The organism is Nocardioides sp. WJ219 (assembly GCF_058559815.1).
The window spans coordinates 84,299-100,873 of sequence record NZ_JBZUJV010000006.1 but is presented as its reverse complement, the minus strand read 5'-3'; the positions used below and the strand labels follow the sequence as shown (position 1 = coordinate 100,873).

16 protein-coding genes are annotated in these 16,575 nt (G+C 74.0%); 12 read left to right on the top strand and 4 right to left on the bottom strand.

Features of this window, described 5'->3' with window-relative positions; all coding sequences use genetic code 11:
• The first annotated feature begins 100 nt into the window (after window positions 1-100).
• The 10 genes from AC4MBH_RS15325 (at window position 101) to AC4MBH_RS15280 (ending at window position 9,501) form a co-directional block, all read left to right on the top strand.
• Window positions 101-1,555: a fatty acid desaturase gene (locus AC4MBH_RS15325; RefSeq protein ID WP_491795779.1), complete on the top strand. Its 1,455-nt coding sequence runs from the start codon at window positions 101-103 to the stop codon at window positions 1,553-1,555.
• A 1-nt stretch (window position 1,556) separates the two neighbouring features.
• Window positions 1,557-1,766 (top strand): ferredoxin, encoded by a 210-nt coding sequence (locus tag AC4MBH_RS15320; RefSeq protein ID WP_491795778.1) that lies wholly within the window; start codon window positions 1,557-1,559, stop codon window positions 1,764-1,766.
• Between the two features lie 24 nt (window positions 1,767-1,790).
• The gene (locus tag AC4MBH_RS15315) at window positions 1,791-2,363 is read left to right on the top strand and encodes a TetR/AcrR family transcriptional regulator (protein ID WP_491795777.1); all 573 of its coding nucleotides are present in this window, start codon (window positions 1,791-1,793) and stop codon (window positions 2,361-2,363) included.
• Between the two features lie 60 nt (window positions 2,364-2,423).
• Window positions 2,424-3,653, top strand: coding sequence for a M15 family metallopeptidase (locus tag AC4MBH_RS15310; protein WP_491795776.1), 1,230 nt, complete (start codon window positions 2,424-2,426; stop codon window positions 3,651-3,653).
• 42 nt (window positions 3,654-3,695) lie between these two features.
• Window positions 3,696-4,670, top strand: a complete 975-nt coding sequence (locus AC4MBH_RS15305) for an NADPH:quinone oxidoreductase family protein (protein ID WP_491795775.1) — start codon at window positions 3,696-3,698, stop codon at window positions 4,668-4,670.
• On the top strand, window positions 4,657-5,421 hold the full coding sequence (locus tag AC4MBH_RS15300; RefSeq protein WP_491795774.1) for a 2-phosphosulfolactate phosphatase: 765 nt from the start codon (window positions 4,657-4,659) through the stop codon (window positions 5,419-5,421). Before AC4MBH_RS15305 ends, AC4MBH_RS15300 begins: the two co-directional genes overlap by 14 nt.
• 98 nt (window positions 5,422-5,519) lie before the next feature.
• A complete protein-coding gene (locus tag AC4MBH_RS15295; protein ID WP_491795773.1) occupies window positions 5,520-5,870 on the top strand; it encodes a hypothetical protein in 351 nt (116 codons plus the stop codon).
• A gap of 66 nt (window positions 5,871-5,936) precedes the next feature.
• Window positions 5,937-6,683, top strand: coding sequence for a hypothetical protein (locus tag AC4MBH_RS15290; protein ID WP_491795772.1), 747 nt, complete (start codon window positions 5,937-5,939; stop codon window positions 6,681-6,683).
• A 76-nt stretch (window positions 6,684-6,759) separates the two neighbouring features.
• On the top strand, window positions 6,760-8,613 hold the full coding sequence (locus tag AC4MBH_RS15285) for an ELWxxDGT repeat protein (protein WP_491795771.1): 1,854 nt from the start codon (window positions 6,760-6,762) through the stop codon (window positions 8,611-8,613).
• 285 nt (window positions 8,614-8,898) lie between these two features.
• Complete coding sequence (locus tag AC4MBH_RS15280; protein WP_491795770.1) at window positions 8,899-9,501, top strand: hypothetical protein; 603 nt, start codon at window positions 8,899-8,901, stop codon at window positions 9,499-9,501.
• A gap of 58 nt (window positions 9,502-9,559) precedes the next feature.
• Here AC4MBH_RS15280 and AC4MBH_RS15275 read toward each other — a convergent pair whose 3' ends face one another.
• The 3 genes from AC4MBH_RS15275 to AC4MBH_RS15265 form a co-directional block, all read right to left on the bottom strand.
• Complete coding sequence (locus AC4MBH_RS15275; RefSeq protein WP_491795769.1) at window positions 9,560-9,763, bottom strand: hypothetical protein; 204 nt, start codon at window positions 9,761-9,763, stop codon at window positions 9,560-9,562.
• Between the two features lie 348 nt (window positions 9,764-10,111).
• Window positions 10,112-10,465 (bottom strand): nuclear transport factor 2 family protein, encoded by a 354-nt coding sequence (locus AC4MBH_RS15270; protein ID WP_491795768.1) that lies wholly within the window; start codon window positions 10,463-10,465, stop codon window positions 10,112-10,114.
• Window positions 10,466-10,469: 4 nt separating this feature from the next.
• Window positions 10,470-11,435, bottom strand: a complete 966-nt coding sequence (locus AC4MBH_RS15265) for an alpha/beta hydrolase (protein ID WP_491795767.1) — start codon at window positions 11,433-11,435, stop codon at window positions 10,470-10,472.
• 460 nt (window positions 11,436-11,895) lie between these two features.
• On the opposite strand from AC4MBH_RS15265, the gene AC4MBH_RS15260 reads away from it, so the two are divergent.
• Together AC4MBH_RS15260 and AC4MBH_RS15255 are read left to right on the top strand one after the other, a co-directional pair.
• Window positions 11,896-14,337, top strand: a complete 2,442-nt coding sequence (locus AC4MBH_RS15260) for a LuxR C-terminal-related transcriptional regulator (RefSeq protein WP_491795766.1) — start codon at window positions 11,896-11,898, stop codon at window positions 14,335-14,337.
• Between the two features lie 35 nt (window positions 14,338-14,372).
• Window positions 14,373-15,833, top strand: coding sequence for an aldehyde dehydrogenase (locus AC4MBH_RS15255; RefSeq protein ID WP_491795765.1), 1,461 nt, complete (start codon window positions 14,373-14,375; stop codon window positions 15,831-15,833).
• A gap of 17 nt (window positions 15,834-15,850) precedes the next feature.
• Here AC4MBH_RS15255 and AC4MBH_RS15250 read toward each other — a convergent pair whose 3' ends face one another.
• Complete coding sequence (locus AC4MBH_RS15250; RefSeq protein WP_491795764.1) at window positions 15,851-16,480, bottom strand: isochorismatase family protein; 630 nt, start codon at window positions 16,478-16,480, stop codon at window positions 15,851-15,853.
• Between the last annotated feature and the right edge of the window lie 95 nt (window positions 16,481-16,575).

The following is a 16,575-nucleotide window of genomic DNA, read 5'->3' as shown; positions in this document are numbered from 1 at the left end:
CGCCCATCGCCGCCCCGGCCGCTTTACAAACGGCGACCTCTTGTCAAGACGGTTTACAACCCCTACGGTTCTGTAAACCCGCACGGACGCAGGAGGCAGCATGGAGACGATCCGCCACAGCACGGTGTCGCAGAGCTCGACCGAGGGCTGGAGGGACGGCAAGCGCTACCTCTGGCTGATCGGGCTCGTGGTCCCGTCGCTGGCGTTCGTCGCCGGCGGCATGTGGGCGGCCACCGGGTGGGGCGTCTGGTTCTGGATCGGCCCGATCGTCATCCTCGGCCTGGTGCCGGCGATCGACCTGGTCGCCGGGCTCGACCGCACCAACCCGCCCGACGACGCGATCGAGGCGCTGGAGAAGGACCGCTACTACCGGTGGATCACCTACCTCTTCCTGCCCATCCAGTACGCCGGGTTCGTGCTGGCGCTGTACGTCATCGCCCGCGGGGCGCCTTTCGGGCTCGGTGAGCTGACCCTGCTCGACAAGGTCGGCCTGGCCGTCTCCATCGGGTGCATCGGCGGGATCGGCATCAACACCGCCCACGAGCTCGGCCACAAGCGGGAGGCCAACGAGCGCTGGCTGTCGAAGATCGCGCTGGCGCAGAGCTTCTACGGCCACTTCTACATCGAGCACAACCGCGGCCACCACGTGCGCGTCGCCACCCCCGAGGACCCCGCGTCGTCCCGCCTCGGCGAGACCTTCTACGCGTTCTGGCCGCGCACCGTCGTCGGCTCGCTGCGGAGCGCCTGGCACCTGGAGAAGAAGCGCTACGCCCGCAAGAAGACCCACCCCTTCCACCTCGGCAACGACGTGCTCAACGCCTGGCTGATGTCGGCGGTGCTCTTCGGCGGGCTGGTCGCCTGGCTCGGGGTCGAGGTCGTGCCGTTCCTGGTGGTCCAGGCCGTCATCGGCTTCTCGCTGCTCGAGGTCGTCAACTACATGGAGCACTACGGGATGCTGCGCCAGAAGGTCGGCGCCGGGCACCGGCAGCGCTACGAGCGCGTCGACCCGTCGCACTCGTGGAACTCCAACAACATCGCCACCAACGTGCTGCTGTACCACCTGCAGCGCCACAGCGACCACCACGCCAACCCGACCCGGCGCTACCAGACGCTGCGCGACTTCGAGGAGAGCCCGGTGCTGCCCACCGGCTACGCCGGGATGATCGTGCTGGCGCTGGTCCCGCCGCTGTTCCGCAGGGCGATGGACCAGCGCGTCGTCGACCACTTCGGCGGCGACGTCACGCTCGCCAACGTGCAGCCCAACCGCCGGGAGAGGTACCTCGCCCGCTACCCGCGCCCGGCCCACGTGCTCGAGGCCGAGTGGATCGCCGCCGAGGACGCCGCCCTCGCGGCCGCCGCGGCCGCCGCCGCCGAGGAGGTGCTCGCCGCCCGCTGCCCCGGGTGCGGCTACACCTACGAGGTCGAGGTCGGCAACGAGCTCGAGGGCTTCGCCGCCGGCACCGCCTGGAAGGACATCCCCGACGACTGGTGCTGCCCCGACTGCGGGGTGCGCGAGAAGGTCGACTTCGTCGCCGTCGAGAAGCAGGACGCCTGACGTGGCCGCCCGGATCGTCGTCGACCGCGACCGGTGCGAGGGCCTCGGCATGTGCGAGGCGATGGCCTCGGACTACTTCGAGCTTGCGGAGTCCGCCGACGGCGACGACGAGCTGCACGTCGTCCGCGAGGACGTGCCCGACACCGACCGCGGCCACGTGCACGCCGCCACCCAGGCCTGCCCCGTGCTGGCCCTCACCCTCACGGGCTGAACCCCTCCTGCCTACGCTGGTGGCATGCAGCAGACGGCGGCCGGGACGACGCGCGAGCGCATCGTCGACGCCGCCGTGCGGCTCACGGCCGAGGTCGGGTGGGCGCAGGTCACGATGGCCAAGCTCGCCGACCACGTCGGCGTCAGCCGGCAGACGGTCTACAACGAGATCGGCACCAAGTCCGGCCTGGCCGAGGCGATGATCCTCGGCGAGCTCGAGCGGTTCCTCGGCGTCGTCGAGGTCGCCTTCGACGCCCACCCGACCGACCTGGTCGACGCGATCCGCCAGGCCTCGCGCACGGTGCTGGAGCACGCCCAGGACAACCACCTCCTGCACGCCGTGGTCTCGGCCACGCACGGCGCCGACACCGAGCTGCTCCCCCTGCTGACGACCCACGCCGAGTCGCTGCTGGTCGCCGCCAAGACGGTCATCGGCGAGCGGATCGCGCCGTACGGCGTCCCGCTCGACGCAGCCCGGCTCGACGCGGCCATCGACATGGTGGTGCGGGTCGTGCTGAGCCACGTGATGCAGCCGACCGCCCCACCCGCGGCCACCGCCGACGACATCGCCTGGATCGCCGCGCGCGTGCTGCGCTGATCCGGAACCGGCACCGGCGTTGCGACGTCCCTCTACCCTGACGGGAGGGGAGGAGGAGCCATGAGGTTGTCGCGCGCTGGAGCGGCCGCCGCGGTCGCGGCGGTGCTGGTGGCGACCGCGTGCTCCGGCGACCCCGCCCCGGGCGGCTCCGACGCCACCGAGGCCGGCGCGACCCGCGAGGCCGACCCCGACGCGAACCCCGACGCCGACACCGCGACGCCCGCGGCCGACCCCGACGCGCTCGACCCGGCGTACGCCGTCGACGCACCCGGCCGGCGTACCGAGCAGGTCAGCGTCGCCGACATCATGATCGCCGGCGAGGGCACGCTCGACCCCGACCTCGTCGAGCAGGTCGAGGCGCTCGACGGCGTGGTGGCGACGACCACGATCTCGCTGGCCAACGTGGCGATGGAGAACAAGGTCTACAACGTCGCGGCCGTCGACCCCGCGGAGTACCGCCTGTTCACCACCCACGCCGACTTCCAGGAGGCCTGGGAGCGGGTGGCGGCCGGGGAGGTCGCCGTGGCGCCCGACCTGGCGAAGAAGGTGCCGGTCGACGACCAGGGCTACCTCGCGCTGAGCACCGAGGGCGGCGGCCAGGTGCACCTGGGCGCCCTGGCCGAGGCGCCGGAGAAGGTCGACCTCGTCGTCAACACGCTGCGCGGCGAGGCCCTCGGCATGGTGCCCGGAAACGCGCTGCTGGTCAGCACCGGGCAGACCGCGCCCGAGTCGCTGAAGCAGCCGATCGCCGAGATCGTCGGCCAGGACGCCTCGATCCAGAACCTCGACGCCGTCGCCCGCTACGGCCTCGACCCGGGCGCCTTCGAGTCGGCCGTGCTCGTCGGTGACTTCGCCGACGCCGTCGGCGTCTTCAACTACACGCCCACCGGCGACGGGCGGATCGCCCCCGACCCGGCGTGGGTGCGCGAGCACATCGTCACCGAGGTGGTGCCGATCCTCGGCTCGGTCACGTGCAACAAGTACCTGATGCCGCAGCTCAAGGCCGCGCTCGCCGAGGTCGTCACCCGCGGGCTGGCCGACGAGATCGACCCCGACGAGTACGCCGGCTGCTACTACCCCCGCTACATCGCGGGATCGACGACGCTGTCCAACCACTCCTTCGGCCTGGCCCTCGACTTCAACGTGCCGGGCAACCTGCGCGGCACGGTCGGCGAGATGGACCGCGAGGTCGTGGCGATCTTCAAGTACTGGGGCTTCGCCTGGGGCGGTGACTGGGCCTACACCGACCCGATGCACTTCGAGCTGGCGCAGCTCAAGGCGCCCGGCTAGGACGTGCCCCGGCCCGACCCCGACGCTGGTTGGATGGCGGGCATGCGCGCAGTCCAGGTCGTCACGCCCACCGGTCCGCTCGACGTCGTCGTCACCGAGGTCGCGGAGCCCACGCCCGGGGCCGACGACGTCCTGATCGAGGTCCACCGCGTCGGGGTGTCGTTCCCGGACCTGCTGCTCAGCCGGGGCGAGTACCAGATGAAGCCCGAGCCGCCGTTCAGCCTCGGCGTCGACGTCGCCGGCACGGTGGTCCGCGCGCCCGACGGGTCGGCGTTCGAGACCGGCCAGCGGGTGGCCGCGGTGATGCCGTGGGGCAACGCCCAGGAGCGGGTGGTCGTGCCGGCGATGTTCGTCTTCGCGCTGCCCGACGCCACGTCGTACGACGAGGGCGCGGCGCTGCCGATGAACTACCTGACCGCGGAGTTCGCCCTCCACGAGCGCGGCGGGCTGCGGGCAGAGGAGACGGTGCTGGTGCACGGCGCCGCCGGCGGCCTGGGCACCGCGACGGTCCAGGTGGCCAAGGGGATGGGCGCCCGGGTGATCGGCGTGGTCAGCACGGAGGAGAAGAAGGCGACCGCGCGTGCGGCCGGGGCCGACGACGTGGTGCTGCTCGACGGGTTCCGCGACGCCGTCCAGGGGCTGACCGGGGGTGCCGGCGTCGACGTGGTGGCCGACATCGTCGGCGGGCCGGCCTTCACCGACTCGCTGCGCTCGCTCTCGACCCAGGGCCGCCTCCTGGTGCTGGGGTTCGCCTCCGGCGCCGGCATCCCCGAGGTCAAGGTCAACCGCCTGCTGCTCAACAACGTCGACGTCCGCGGGGTCGGCTGGGGCGCGTTCGCGATGACCAGGCCCGGCTACATGCAGGAGCAGTGGGCGCGGCTGGTGCCGATGATCGACGACGGGTCGGTCCGGCCGCCGGTCGGCAAGGTCTACGAGCTGGCGGAGTTCGGGCAGGCGCTGGTCGACATGGACGAGCGGCGCACGCTCGGCAAGTCGGTGGTGCGTGTCCGCGACTGACCCCGCGCACACCCAGGGGTCCTACGCCGTCCGGCTCGAGTGGGGGCCGACCGGCGCCGACGCCGTCGCGGCCGGGGCCGACGTCGCCGTGGTCGTCGACGTGCTGTCGTTCACCACGACGCTCGACGTCGCGCTCGGCCGCGGGATGACCGTCCACCCCTACCGCTGGCAGGACGACCGCGCCGCGTCGTACGCCGCCGAGCGCGACGCGGTGCTAGCCGTCGGGCGGTTCGAGGCCCGGCTCGGGCAGGGCGGCGTGAGCCTCTCGCCGGCGTCGCTGCTGGCGCCGGCAGCGCGCGACGTGGAGCGGATCGTGCTGCCGTCGCCCAACGGGTCGGCCATCTCGTTCCGGCTGGCCGGGGCCGGCTGCACCGTCGTGGGTGCGAGCCTGCGCGACGCGGCCGCGGTGGGCCGGTGGCTGCCGCGCGGGGCGACCGTGGCGGTGGTGGCCGCGGGGGAGCGGTGGCCCGACGGGTCCCTGCGCCCGGCCGTCGAGGACCTCTGGGGCGCGGGCGCAGTGCTGGCGGCCATGGGCCGGCCCGACGACCTGTCGCCCGAGGCGCGGCTCGCCGTCGACGCGTGGCGCGCGGTCGCGGGCGACGTCGAGTCGTCGCTGCTCGGGTGCGCGTCGGGGCGCGAGCTGGCGGCCAAGGGGTTCGCCGACGACGTCCGGGTCGCGGCGCAGGTCGGGGTGAGCGACGTCGTACCCCTGCTCGACGGCGACGCCTTCCGCCCCGCCGGTCGGGGCTAGCCCACCCCACCGGTTTTGCGGGAATGCCCCTCTGGATCGTCGGGCGCGCCCCTACCGTGAGTGGCCGCGTCCGCGGCGTACTCCGAGAAAGGTCACCCGTGAACCGTCACCCCCGCCTCCTCCTCGCCCTGGCGAGCCTCCCGCTCGTCCTGTCCGTCGCGGCCTGCTCCAACGCCGACGACGACGGGGACGACTCCACCTTCGCCGACGACGGCAAGGTCCCCACCGAGACCGTGAAGTCCGCGCTCGAGGACTTCCTCGCGGGCAACCAGATCACCGGCACCGTCGAGTCGTGCGAGGAGATCGACGACGAGGTGGATGCCACCAGCACCTGCGCCGCCACCATCGACGACGTCGCCCGCGAGGTCCCGGTCACCGTGGTCGAGACCACCGACACCGCGACGACCTTCGACTTCGACCTCACGGAGTTCGGCTACACCGCGGAGTAGGGCCGGTTCGCGGCGCCGGCCGGTCGCGTGGATAACTTTCCACCGCCGACCGGCGTCGGAGTTGGCATGAACCTCTCCCTCCCCTCCCGCCAGCGCGGCCGCGCCGCGATCACCTCCTCCCTCGCCGTGGCCGTCCTGGCCCTGGGCCTCACCGGCTGCGGCGACGACACCGCCGGCGACGGTGCCGACGGCCGCGAGGCTGTGGACCGCGCCGCCTCGCCCCGGTCCTCGGCGCCTGCGGACACCACCTCCCCGGAGACCGACACCGGCGAGCCGGTGCCCGAGCCCGAACCGGACACCGTGCCGGAGACCGACCCCGAGACCGCAGCGAGCACGTCGTCGCGCACCGTCGACGACCTCGGCGCCAAGGACGAGATGAACCGGGTCCCGTTCCCCCGCGACACCGTCTTCGCCGACAGCAGCAGCGCGTCCTCCGACGGCACCCACCTCCGCGTCACGACGGCCGCGGAGGAGAAGTTCTCCGTCGAGCTGCCCACGAGCGCCGAGGGCTGGATCTACGACGTCACGGTCGACCTCGGCGACGCCGGCATCGGCTACCTGGTGACGCAGAGTGGCGGCGAGCACGTGAACACCTTCCTCGCGGTGCTGGACGACGGCGAGCTCTACCTCCCCGAACCGGACGACGACGTCGTGCTCGGCCAGTTCGCCGGCGAGGGTCCCTACTTCGAGACCTACACCACGGACGCCGGCGCCCACCTGGTCACCAGGATCGACGACAGCCCGTCCGGTGGCCCGGCGTACTACGAGTGGTCGGTCGAGGACCGGACGCTGGTCCCGACCCTCCTCTCCTGAGCCGGCCATCCGGGGAGCAGCCGTCCCCGCCGAGCGGCCCCGGGACGTACCGTGGCCCCCTGACAGTGAGGTGCCCATGTCGAAGACCGTCCGTCCCCCTCGCACGCGAGCGCCGGTGGCGGTGCTCATCGGGATCCTGTGCGCGGTGGCGGCGTGCAGCGCCGACGCCGAGCCGTCGTCCGGGCCCTCGTCCGGCCCGGTGCCGACGCCTGCCGGCACGGAGGCACCGAGCCCGCCCGAGGTCGCCGTGGGCGACGCGGCCATGCTGACCGACATCGAGACCGGCACCGCCGGGTCCTTCCCGTCGGACGGCGTCGCGGTCGGCGACCGGCTGGTTTTCTCCGCCTACGGCGGCCGGTCCGGGCTCTGGGTGACCGACGGGTCGGCTGTCGCGCCCCTGGCCCGTGTGGCCCCAGTCCTCGACGAGGACGAGGACGGACCCGACGTCGTCTTCACCGAGATGGACGGCGTCCTCTACTTCCGGGGCGACGACCGCGCCGGGCACGACCTGTGGCGCACCGACGCCACCGCCGCCGGGACACGGATGGTCGTCGACCTGACCGACGCCGCTCGCACGGAGGGCTTCGACGGTCCCCGTCAGCTCACCGCGGTCGGCGACACGTTGTTCTTCGTCACCGGCGACGAGTCCAGGTCCGAGCTGTGGCGATCGGACGGGACGCCCGAGGGCACCTCGGTCGTCGTGTCGCGCCCCGGTGCGGGCAGCGAGAGCGCCCCCCGCAGCCTGACGGCCGTCGGCGACACGCTCCTCTTCGTGATGGACGACGTCGAGACGGGGAGGGAGCTGTGGTCCTCGGACGGCACCGAGGAGGGCACCCGCCTCGTCGCCGACATCCGACCCGGGGCGGACGGGTCCCGCCCGCTCCTGTTGACCGCGGTGGGCGACCGGGTCTTCTTCGCCGCCACCGACGAGACCCACGGCAACGAGCTGTGGGTCTCCGACGGCACCGAGGACGGCACCCGGCTGGTCGAGGACATCACCCCCGGTGCCTTCGACGCCTACGAGCCCGACGAGAACCCCGACGACGACGAGCCCCCGGCCCCCTTCGCCGGCCTCGAGCCCCTCGGTGTCCTGGGCGACTCCCTGCTCTTCTCCGCCGACGACGGGACCACCGGTGAGGAGCCGTGGATCAGCGACGGCACCGCCGAGGGCACGCACCTCGTCGCCGACCTCGACCCGGTCACGGTCGACGACGGCGTCGACGGCTCCGACCCCAGCCCCGTCACCGTCTGGGAGGGGACGGCGTACTTCTCCGCCGGCAACGGCCGCGTCGGACGCGAGCTGTGGCGCACCGACGGCACCGCTGAGGACACCCGCCTGGTGGCCGACATCAACACGGCCAGGTCCGTCGACGACGAGCCCGGCGGCTCGGGCCCCTACGACCTCACCGTGCACCAGGACCGGCTCTACTTCTCGGCGTACGGCGACGAGACGGGCGGCGGGCTCTGGCGCACCGACGGCACCGCCGAGGGCACCGAGCTGGTCGTGGACGTGAACGACGTGGCCGGCGGCGGCTACGGCAACGTCCCGTCGTACCTGGTCAGCGCCGGTGGGGTCCTCTATTTCTCCACCAACGACGAGCTCTTCGGCACCGAGCTGTGGTCGACGAGCGAGGCGGCGACGTCCGTCCCACGTGTCCGGTCAACGACCCGGCCGAGGATCACCGGGAAGCCGGTCGTCGGTGGCACCCTCACGGCCGACCCCGGCACCTTCACGCCGGCTTCCGGGGTGACGTTCTCCTACCGGTGGTTCGTGCGCTCCGACGTCGTCCCCGGCGCGGACGGCCTGACGTTCCGGCTGCGTCCCGGCGACGTCGACGCGGACATCGGGTTCCGGGTGATCGCCAAGGCGCCGGGGCTCCGGGGAGTCGCGGTGCGGGCCGCGCCCACCGACCCGGTCCGCCCGAGGTGATCTCGCCGTCCAGGCTCGGGCCCCCGTACCGTGTGCGCATGTCCGGTGTGGGCGTGTTCGAGCTGGTCGGGGTCGTGGCCCTGGTGGCGCTCGTGTTGTGGCTGCTCAGCCGCAGGGGTCAGCGCTGAGGCACCCGTCGCTGTTCGTCGTCGCCGGGTGACGAGCGCCCGGCCAGGCCGGCCCGGCTGCGCCCACCATCGCCCAATCCGGCCCGGCGATACTGCGATGGTGACCGAGGAACGACAGTCGACCGAGGACGTCCTGCGCCGCGCCTAGCCTGGTGCCGTGGACTGGATCGCTCGCAGCCTCGAGCTGGTCGACCGTCACGGTGGAACGGCTCCGCGAGAGCTGTTCTGCGGGCGATGGGATGAGCGGCACCCGCTGAGCTCACCCGGTCGGTTCTACGGCGCCGCTACCGATACGTGTTGCGACGGGCCTGCCCTGGCGCCGGCGTCCCTGCTCTACGACCACGAGGGTTGCGGTTTCGTCTGGCGGCAACCGCGCACGGACCAGGAGGTGGAGGCGCTGCTCGACGCCGCGGAGTCCGACCCGTTCCGCGGGTATGCAGACGACGGCCACGACCACTGGACGCCAGAGCTCGTGCGTGGGTGGTGGCGAGAGCGGCACTCGCGTCAGCCGCTCGTCGATGCCATGGTCCGCGCCCTCACCGGGCCGCGCCCCGAGCTGCCCGACGACCTCTCCGACCGCCTCTTCCGTTGCCGCCCGATCGGCGGCTACACACCTGCCGAACGCTCGGCCATGGCCAGCGCCGCGACTGCCTACGTGCAGTACACAGCAACGGAGCTGGCCACGGACCTGCAGAGGTACATCGTCTTCCTCGAGACCGGGGTCGCGCCGGGGCCTCACGACCCGCTACCTCGGCTCTGACTCGCACAGCCACGTCGACGAGGAGCTCGGTCGCGCCTTCCACGAGGGACAGCGCTCCTCAGTGCTCGGAGCGCTGGTACAGGTCCAGGGCGACGACCGCCCAGGGCCCGACTCCCAGGCCGCCGAGCACCAGGAGCGGCAGGCCTGGACCCTCACGGAAGAGGAGCGGGAGCCCGAGCGCGACGAAGCCTACGAACCACGGCACACCCACGATGCAGAGGAGCTTGAGCCAGACCGGCGCCGCCGTCCAGCTGGTCCTCACCCCTCGAACTCTGCCATGACCGCAATCGTGGCTCATGCTCCGCCGCGCGTCGCCGCTCCGTACCCGGGGCGTCGTCGTCCGCCGCCGGCCGAGTCAGGCCCGGACGGCGTCGAGCCCCAGGTCCCAGAGCCGGTCCGCGGTCACCGGGTCCACCGCCCAGTCGGCGACGCAGCGCAGGGCCAGGCCGGTCATCGCGCGACCACCGCGGTGAGGGGGTGTGGATCGCAGTCATGCCCGGCACGCTAGGAGGACCCGCCCCCCGCACGCATCAGCACGTTGACTCACGTGGCGACGGTCGGTGGCTCGCCGCCGTCCCGGGCGCCTCCGGGACGACGACGAGCCCGCCGGTCAGGCGTCGAGCACCGTCCAGAGCCGGGCGATCCGGCCGTCGCTGACCAGGACGACGTCGAGACCGCCGGCGACCGGGTCGGCCCCGGGCGGTCCGAGCGACCACGGCCGCATCCCCAGGTCACCCGCGCCGCGGAACGGTCCGCTGTGGCTGAAGACCAGTCCCGGGCCACCCGCGAGCAGGCCGGTGACCGTGGTGGCCAGGTCGTCGCGCCCGACCACGGTGCGCTCCGGGTCGGTGAAGACGACGTCGTCGCTGAACAGCTCCGTGATCACCGCCGACCGCCGCCCCGCGTCGGGCTCGTTGAACACCTCCCCGAGCATGCGGTGCAGCAGCTCCGCCGCGTCCGCCACGTCGTCAGTCCGTGCCGAGGACGCCGCGCAGGAACGCGATGCCCTGGTTGATGGCCGCCTCGGCGGCGAACGTGTGCCGCAGCGGGTTGAGCCCGACGAAGTCGTGCACGATGCCGGCGTAGCGCACGGTGGTCACCGGTACGCCGGCCTGGCGGAGCTTGGCGGCGTAGGCCTCGCCCTCGTCGCGGAGCACGTCGGCCTCACCGACGATGACCAGCGCCTGCGGGAGCCCAGCGAGGTCCTCCAGCGTGGCGCGCAGCGGCGAGGCGGTGATCTCGGCCCGCTGCGCCGGGTCGGTCGTGTACTGGTCCCAGAACCACTGCATGCCGGCGCGCGGGAGGAAGTACCCCTCGGCGAACTGGTGGTAGGAACCGGTCTCGAAGTCGGCGTCGGTGACCGGGTAGTAGAGCAGCTGGCCGACGAAGGACACGCCCCCGCGCTGCTTGGCCAGCAAGGTGGTGACGGCGGCCATGTTGCCGCCCACCGAATCGCCGGCGACGGCGATCCGGGCGGGGTCCAGGCTCTGCTCGGGGCCGTTCATCGCGATCCAGTCGGCCACGGCGTACACCTGCTCGACCTGGGTGGGGTACCGGTGCTCCGGGGCGAGGTCGTAGTCGGGGAACACGACCGCCGCCTGGGCGCCGACGGCGAGCTCACGGACCAGCCGGTCGTGGGTCTGGGGGCCGCCGTACACCCAGCCCAGCCCGTGCACGTAGAGGATCACCGGGAGCACGCCGGTGGCGCCCGGCGGGCGCACGATCCGGACCCGGATCGACCCGGTCGGACCACCGTCGATGGTCAGGTCGGAGACGTCGGCGTCCCGCAGCACCGGGGGCGGGTCGCTCTGTACGCTGTCGACGATCTTCCGGCCCTCCTCCGGGGAGAGCTGGTACAGGAACGGAGGACTGGCATTGGCGTCGCTGAACGCTTGTGCGGGTGCCTCCAGCACGGGCTTCAGGGGCTCGGTCACGGGGTGGGTCCTCTCGGTCGCAGCACGCGGTCCTGCGTGCTCGCCCAGCCTCCCGCCCCCACGTGTCGCAGCACATCGGTCAGATGACTGCCCCCGCGCCTCCCGGCCCGCACCGGCGGGGCAGCCGTGATCGGTCGGGCCGCCGAGCTGGCCGCCGTGGCGCGGCTGGTGGCCGAGGTGGCCCACCGCGGCCAGGCGGCCGTCGTCCAGGGTGACGCGGGGATCGGGAAGACCGCGCTGATGGGCGCGGCCGCCGCGCTGGCCGTCGACGCCGGCTTCCGCGAGCTGCGGTGCACCGGGGTGCAGAGCGAGACGACTGCCGGGTTCGCCGGTCTCCACGAGCTGCTGCACCCGGTGCTCGACCAGGTCGCGCTGCTGCCCCCGCGGCAACGCGCCGCTGTCGACGGCGTTCGGGCTGGCCGACGGGCCCGCCCCGGAGCGGCTGCTCATCTACCTGGCCGTGCTCGGATTGCTGGAGGAGGTGGCCTCGAAGCAACGGCTGGTCCTCGTGGTGGAGGACCTGCAGTGGCTCGACAGCTCCACCGTCGAGACCCTCACCTTCCTGGCCCGCCGCCTGAGCAACGCCCCGATCCTGCTGCTGGTCAGCGTGCGCACCGGCGGCGCCGACGCCACCGACGACCCGCTGCCCGGGCTGCCGCTGACCCGGATCCAGCTCGGGCCGCTGGAGCCGGAGGCGGCCGGCGCGCTGCTGGACGCCCTGCCGGTGCGGCTGAGCAGCACGGCGCGGCGGCGCGTCCTGGCCGAGGCCGGTGGCAACCCGCTGGCGCTGCGGGAGTTCGCGTCGGCCGTCAGCGCCCACGACGACGAGGAGGCGCTGCGGTCGTCCGGGCTGCTGCCGACCACCCGGCGCCTGGAGGATGCCTTCCTCGGCACCGCTGCCCTGCTGCCCCCGGCGAGCGGCCGGATGCTCCTCCTCGCGGCCACCGCCCACGACGCCGCGCTCAGCGAGCTCTTCGCGGCCGGACGCCGCCTCGGGATCACCCCGGCCGACCTGGACCCGGTCGAACGAGCGGGACTGGTGTCGGTGGCCGGCGACCGGTTGGTCTTCCGACACCCCCTCGTGCGGTCGGCGGTGTGCGGGGCCGCGACCACCGCGGAGCGTGCCGCGGTGCACCGCGCCCTCGCCGACGTGACGGCCGACCCCAGCCGAGCCGCCTGGCACCGGGCCGCGGCCGCCTACGAGCGCGACGAGGAGGTGGCCGCCGTCCTCGAGGACGCCGCCGAGGAGGCACGCCGACGGGGTGCCCAGCCCGAGGCCGTCGCCGCCCTCCGGCGAGCGGCCGCGCTGTCCCCGGACCCCGCGGAACGCGTCAGGCGGCTGGCCGCCGCGGCCGAGACCGCGCGCCGGGCCGGGGCGACCGCCGTCGCGACGAGCGTGCTGGAGGAGGCCCTCCCGTACGCCACCGACGCGGCGGTGCTGGTCCAGCTCTCGACGACGCGGCTGCTGCTCAGCAACACCGCCGGCACGCCGGGTCCCAGTGCCGGCGACCTGGTCGCGCTCGCCCGCCGCCTCGCCGGACCCGGCGGGGACGAGCACCCGCGGGAGCGGGTCGCGCTGCTGTGGGGTGCCGCCATCGAGTGCTTCGGCCGGGCCCTGCCGGACGCCGAACGACGCGCGGTCGAGGCTGAGCTCGTCGCGATCGACCTGGCCGGCGGTGACCCCGCCCCGCGGCACATGGCCCTGGCCCTGCTCGACCCCGTCGGCCGCGCCGCTGAGGTCCGGCCCCACCTCGGCCGCCTGGCGTCCGCGCTGTCCGAGGACCTCCTGGGCCAGCAGATCCTCGCGCTGGCCGCGGAGTCGCTGCAGGACGTGCCGACGGCGCACCGGATCTGGGGCAGCGCCACGGAGCTGGCGCGCCGCACCGGGTTCCACAACGACGAGTGCCAGGCGCTGCGGGGTCGGGCCACCACCGGACTGGTGCTCGGCCGGCTGGTGCCCGCGCTGGACGACGCCGAGCACGCGCTGCGGATGTTCGAGGAGATGGGGTTGCCGATCAGCACTGCGGCGACCGCCGCGGTGGCGGCTCGGGCGCAGGGCTGGCGCGGGGACCTCGCGCGGGCGACGGAGGCCCTGGCCCGGAGCCGCGAGCTGTCGGCTCGGGCGCCGTTGGCGCTGGTGACCGCCGACCAGGCGTGGGCCGGGGGGCTGATCGCGCTCGCCGACCAGCGCTACCGGGACGCGTGGATCGAGCTGAGCCGCGTCTCCGCCCACCCCACGGTGGCGCTGTGGGCGCTGGGCGACCTGACCGAGGCCGCCGTGCGGGCGGGCAAGGCCCGCGAGGTGACCGCGGTCGTGGACGCCGCCGCGCACGCGGCGGCGGCCTTCGGCTCGGCGCACCTCGACCTGCTGGTCGCGCGCAGCCGGGCGCTGCTGAGCGACGGGCCCGCCGCCGAGGAGCACTTCCACGCGGCGGTCACCGCCGGCCGGGCGGCCGGCACCTCGCTGGAGCTGGCCCGTACCCGGCTGCTCTACGGCGAGTGGCTGCGGCGCCAGCGGCGGACGGTGGCCGCCCGCGAGCAGCTCACCGAGGCCCTGCACACGCTGGACGCCGCGGGCGCCCGACCCTGGGCCGAGCGGGCGGCGTCGGAGCTGCGCGCCGCCGGCGTCGTACCGGCCCGCCCCGGCCCGGCAGCCGGGCCGGACCCCGTCACCCTGCTCACCCCGCAGGAGCTGCAGGTCGCCCGCCTGGCCGCCCGGGGCCTGACGAACAAGGAGATCGCCGACCAGCTCTACCTGTCCCACCGCACCGTCGGCGCCCACCTCTACCGCGCCTACCCGAAGCTCGGCATCACCGTCCGCGGCCAGCTGCGCGACGCCCTCGCCGGTCGCGGCGGCGCCGTGGCATCCTCGGCGCGCGGCCGTCCGTCTCGGGACGAGTGACCCGCACCGGCGAGCATCCAGCGAGGTGGCAGTCCATGACCCCCGACGTCAGCACCGTGCAGCACCTCATCGGCACGGAGTGGGTGGACGCCTCCGACGGCAGGACCTTTGCGACCCACGACCCGCACGACGGCTCCCTGCTGGGGACGGTGGCGCGGGGCACGGCCGACGACGCGGCCCGCGCGATCGACGCCGCGCGCACGGCGTTCGACAGCGGGCCCTGGCCGCGGATGTCGGCCACGGAGCGCCGCGACGTCCTGCACCGCGTCGCGGACGGCGTCGACGCCCGCGCCGACGAGCTGGCGATGGTGGAGACCCGCGACAGCGGCAAGACCATCACCCAGGCGCGGCTGGCCGAGCTGCCCCGGGTCGCCCAGAACTTCCGGTTCTACGCCGACTACGCCGCGATGGCGCCGAACGAGGCGTACCCCGACGGCGAGCTGCTGAGCTACCAGCTCCACCCGCCCGCCGGGGTCGTCTCGGCGATCAGCCCGTGGAACGCACCGCTCGTGCTGGCGACCTCCAAGCTGGCGCCCGCCCTCGCCTTCGGCAACACCGCGGTGCTCAAGCCCGCGCCGCAGACCCCGCTCACGGCCGCGCTCCTGGCCGGGATCGCCCTGGACGCCGGCCTGCCCGAGGGCGTGCTCAACGTGGTCCAGGGCCACGGCGCCGACGAGGTCGCCGGGCCGCTCACCTCCGACCCGCGCGTCGACCGGATCGCGTTCACCGGGTCGAGCGCCACGGGGTCGCGGATCCTGGCGGCCGCGGCGGCCCACCTGATCCCCGTCTCGGCCGAGCTCGGCGGCAAGTCCGCGACGGTCGTCTTCGACGACGCCGACCTCGACGTCGCGGTCCCGCAGGCGATCCGGGCGAGCTTCGCCGGCAACGGCCAGGTCTGCCTGGCCGGCTCGCGGCTGCTCGTGCAGCACGGCATCCGGTCGGCGTTCCTGGAGCGGTTCCTCGCGGAGGCGGCCGCGCTCACCGTCGGCGACCCCAAGGCGGAGACGACCTTCGTGGGACCGCTGGTCGGGCCGACCCACCTCGCCACGGTGCACGGCTACGTCGAGCTGGCCCAGCGGGAGGGCGGCGAGGTGCTGCTCGGCGGCGCCCGGCTCGAGGGACCCGAGCACGCGGCCGGCTCGTACTACCCGCCGACCGTCATCGACGGCCTGACCAACCGGTCGCGCACGGCGCGCGAGGAGATCTTCGGGCCGGTCGAGACCGTGCTGGGCTTCGGGACCGAGGACGAGGCGCTCGCCATCGCCAACGACTCGCCGTACGGACTGGCCGGCATGCTCTTCACCCGCGACCTCGACCGCGCGCACCGGATGGCCGCGCGGTGGCGGGCCGGCACGGTCTGGGTCAACTGCTTCTACGAGCGCGACCTGCGCCTGCCGTTCGGCGGCGAGGGACGCAGCGGCGTGGGCCGCCAGGGCGGCCGCTTCTCGCGTGACTTCTTCACCGAGCCCCGGGCCGTCACGCTGCGCCTGCGGTGACCCCGGGCCGTCGCGGGTCAGGCGCCGAACGCGGCCCGGCCCTGCACGGCCGAGGTGCCCAGGTCGCTCTTGGGGAGGGCCTCCCCGGCGGCGACGGCCGCGGTCCAGGTCTCGGTGGTCGCGACGGCGGCGAAGTTGGAGTGCAGGAGCACGAGCAGGGTCTGGTGCAGCTGGTCGGCGGAGACCTTGCCGGCCTCGTTGGCCAGGTGGATGGCGCCGGTGGCGTCGGAGAGCACCTCGGCGGCGATCCCGAGCTCCTCGGCCCCCACGGCCGTGGCGATGACGCAGTTGTTGGTCATGTAGCCGGCGATCGTGACGGTGTCGACGCCCTGCTCGGCCAACCACGGCCCGACGTCGGTGCCGGCGAAGACACTGCCCTTGTCCTTGGTGACGCGCTTCCACGAGGGGTCCAGGCGCTGCTCGACCTCGGGGTGCAGCGCCCAGCTCTCGCTGCCCACGGCGAAGACGGGGGCGCCCTCCGGCAGCTCGTGCTGGACGACGACCACGGGCAGGCCGTGCTGCCGGGCGACCTCGAGGGCCGCCAGGGTCCGGGCCAGGGTCGTGTCCGGGGACGGGGCCTGGACCTGGAGGACCCCGTCGAAGTACTCCTGCTGGACGTCGACGACGACGAGGGCTCGGCGGGTCATGGCTGGCTCCGTTCGGGGCGGGTGGGTGTTCCTGGCTCCACCCTCGCCAAGGACGGCGGGCTAGCGTGAGTGGCGCACACGACTACTTCCGATGA

Coding starts and splice junctions, on each gene's coding strand:
- AC4MBH_RS15315 (WP_491795777.1), top strand. CDS start 1,791: ATGCAGCAGACGGCGGCCGGGACGACGCGCGAGCGCATCGTCGACGCC.
- AC4MBH_RS15310 (WP_491795776.1), top strand. CDS start 2,424: ATGAGGTTGTCGCGCGCTGGAGCGGCCGCCGCGGTCGCGGCGGTGCTG.
- AC4MBH_RS15250 (WP_491795764.1), bottom strand. CDS start 16,480: ATGACCCGCCGAGCCCTCGTCGTCGTCGACGTCCAGCAGGAGTACTTC.
- AC4MBH_RS15285 (WP_491795771.1), top strand. CDS start 6,760: ATGTCGAAGACCGTCCGTCCCCCTCGCACGCGAGCGCCGGTGGCGGTG.
- AC4MBH_RS15255 (WP_491795765.1), top strand. CDS start 14,373: ATGACCCCCGACGTCAGCACCGTGCAGCACCTCATCGGCACGGAGTGG.
- AC4MBH_RS15305 (WP_491795775.1), top strand. CDS start 3,696: ATGCGCGCAGTCCAGGTCGTCACGCCCACCGGTCCGCTCGACGTCGTC.
- AC4MBH_RS15290 (WP_491795772.1), top strand. CDS start 5,937: ATGAACCTCTCCCTCCCCTCCCGCCAGCGCGGCCGCGCCGCGATCACC.
- AC4MBH_RS15325 (WP_491795779.1), top strand. CDS start 101: ATGGAGACGATCCGCCACAGCACGGTGTCGCAGAGCTCGACCGAGGGC.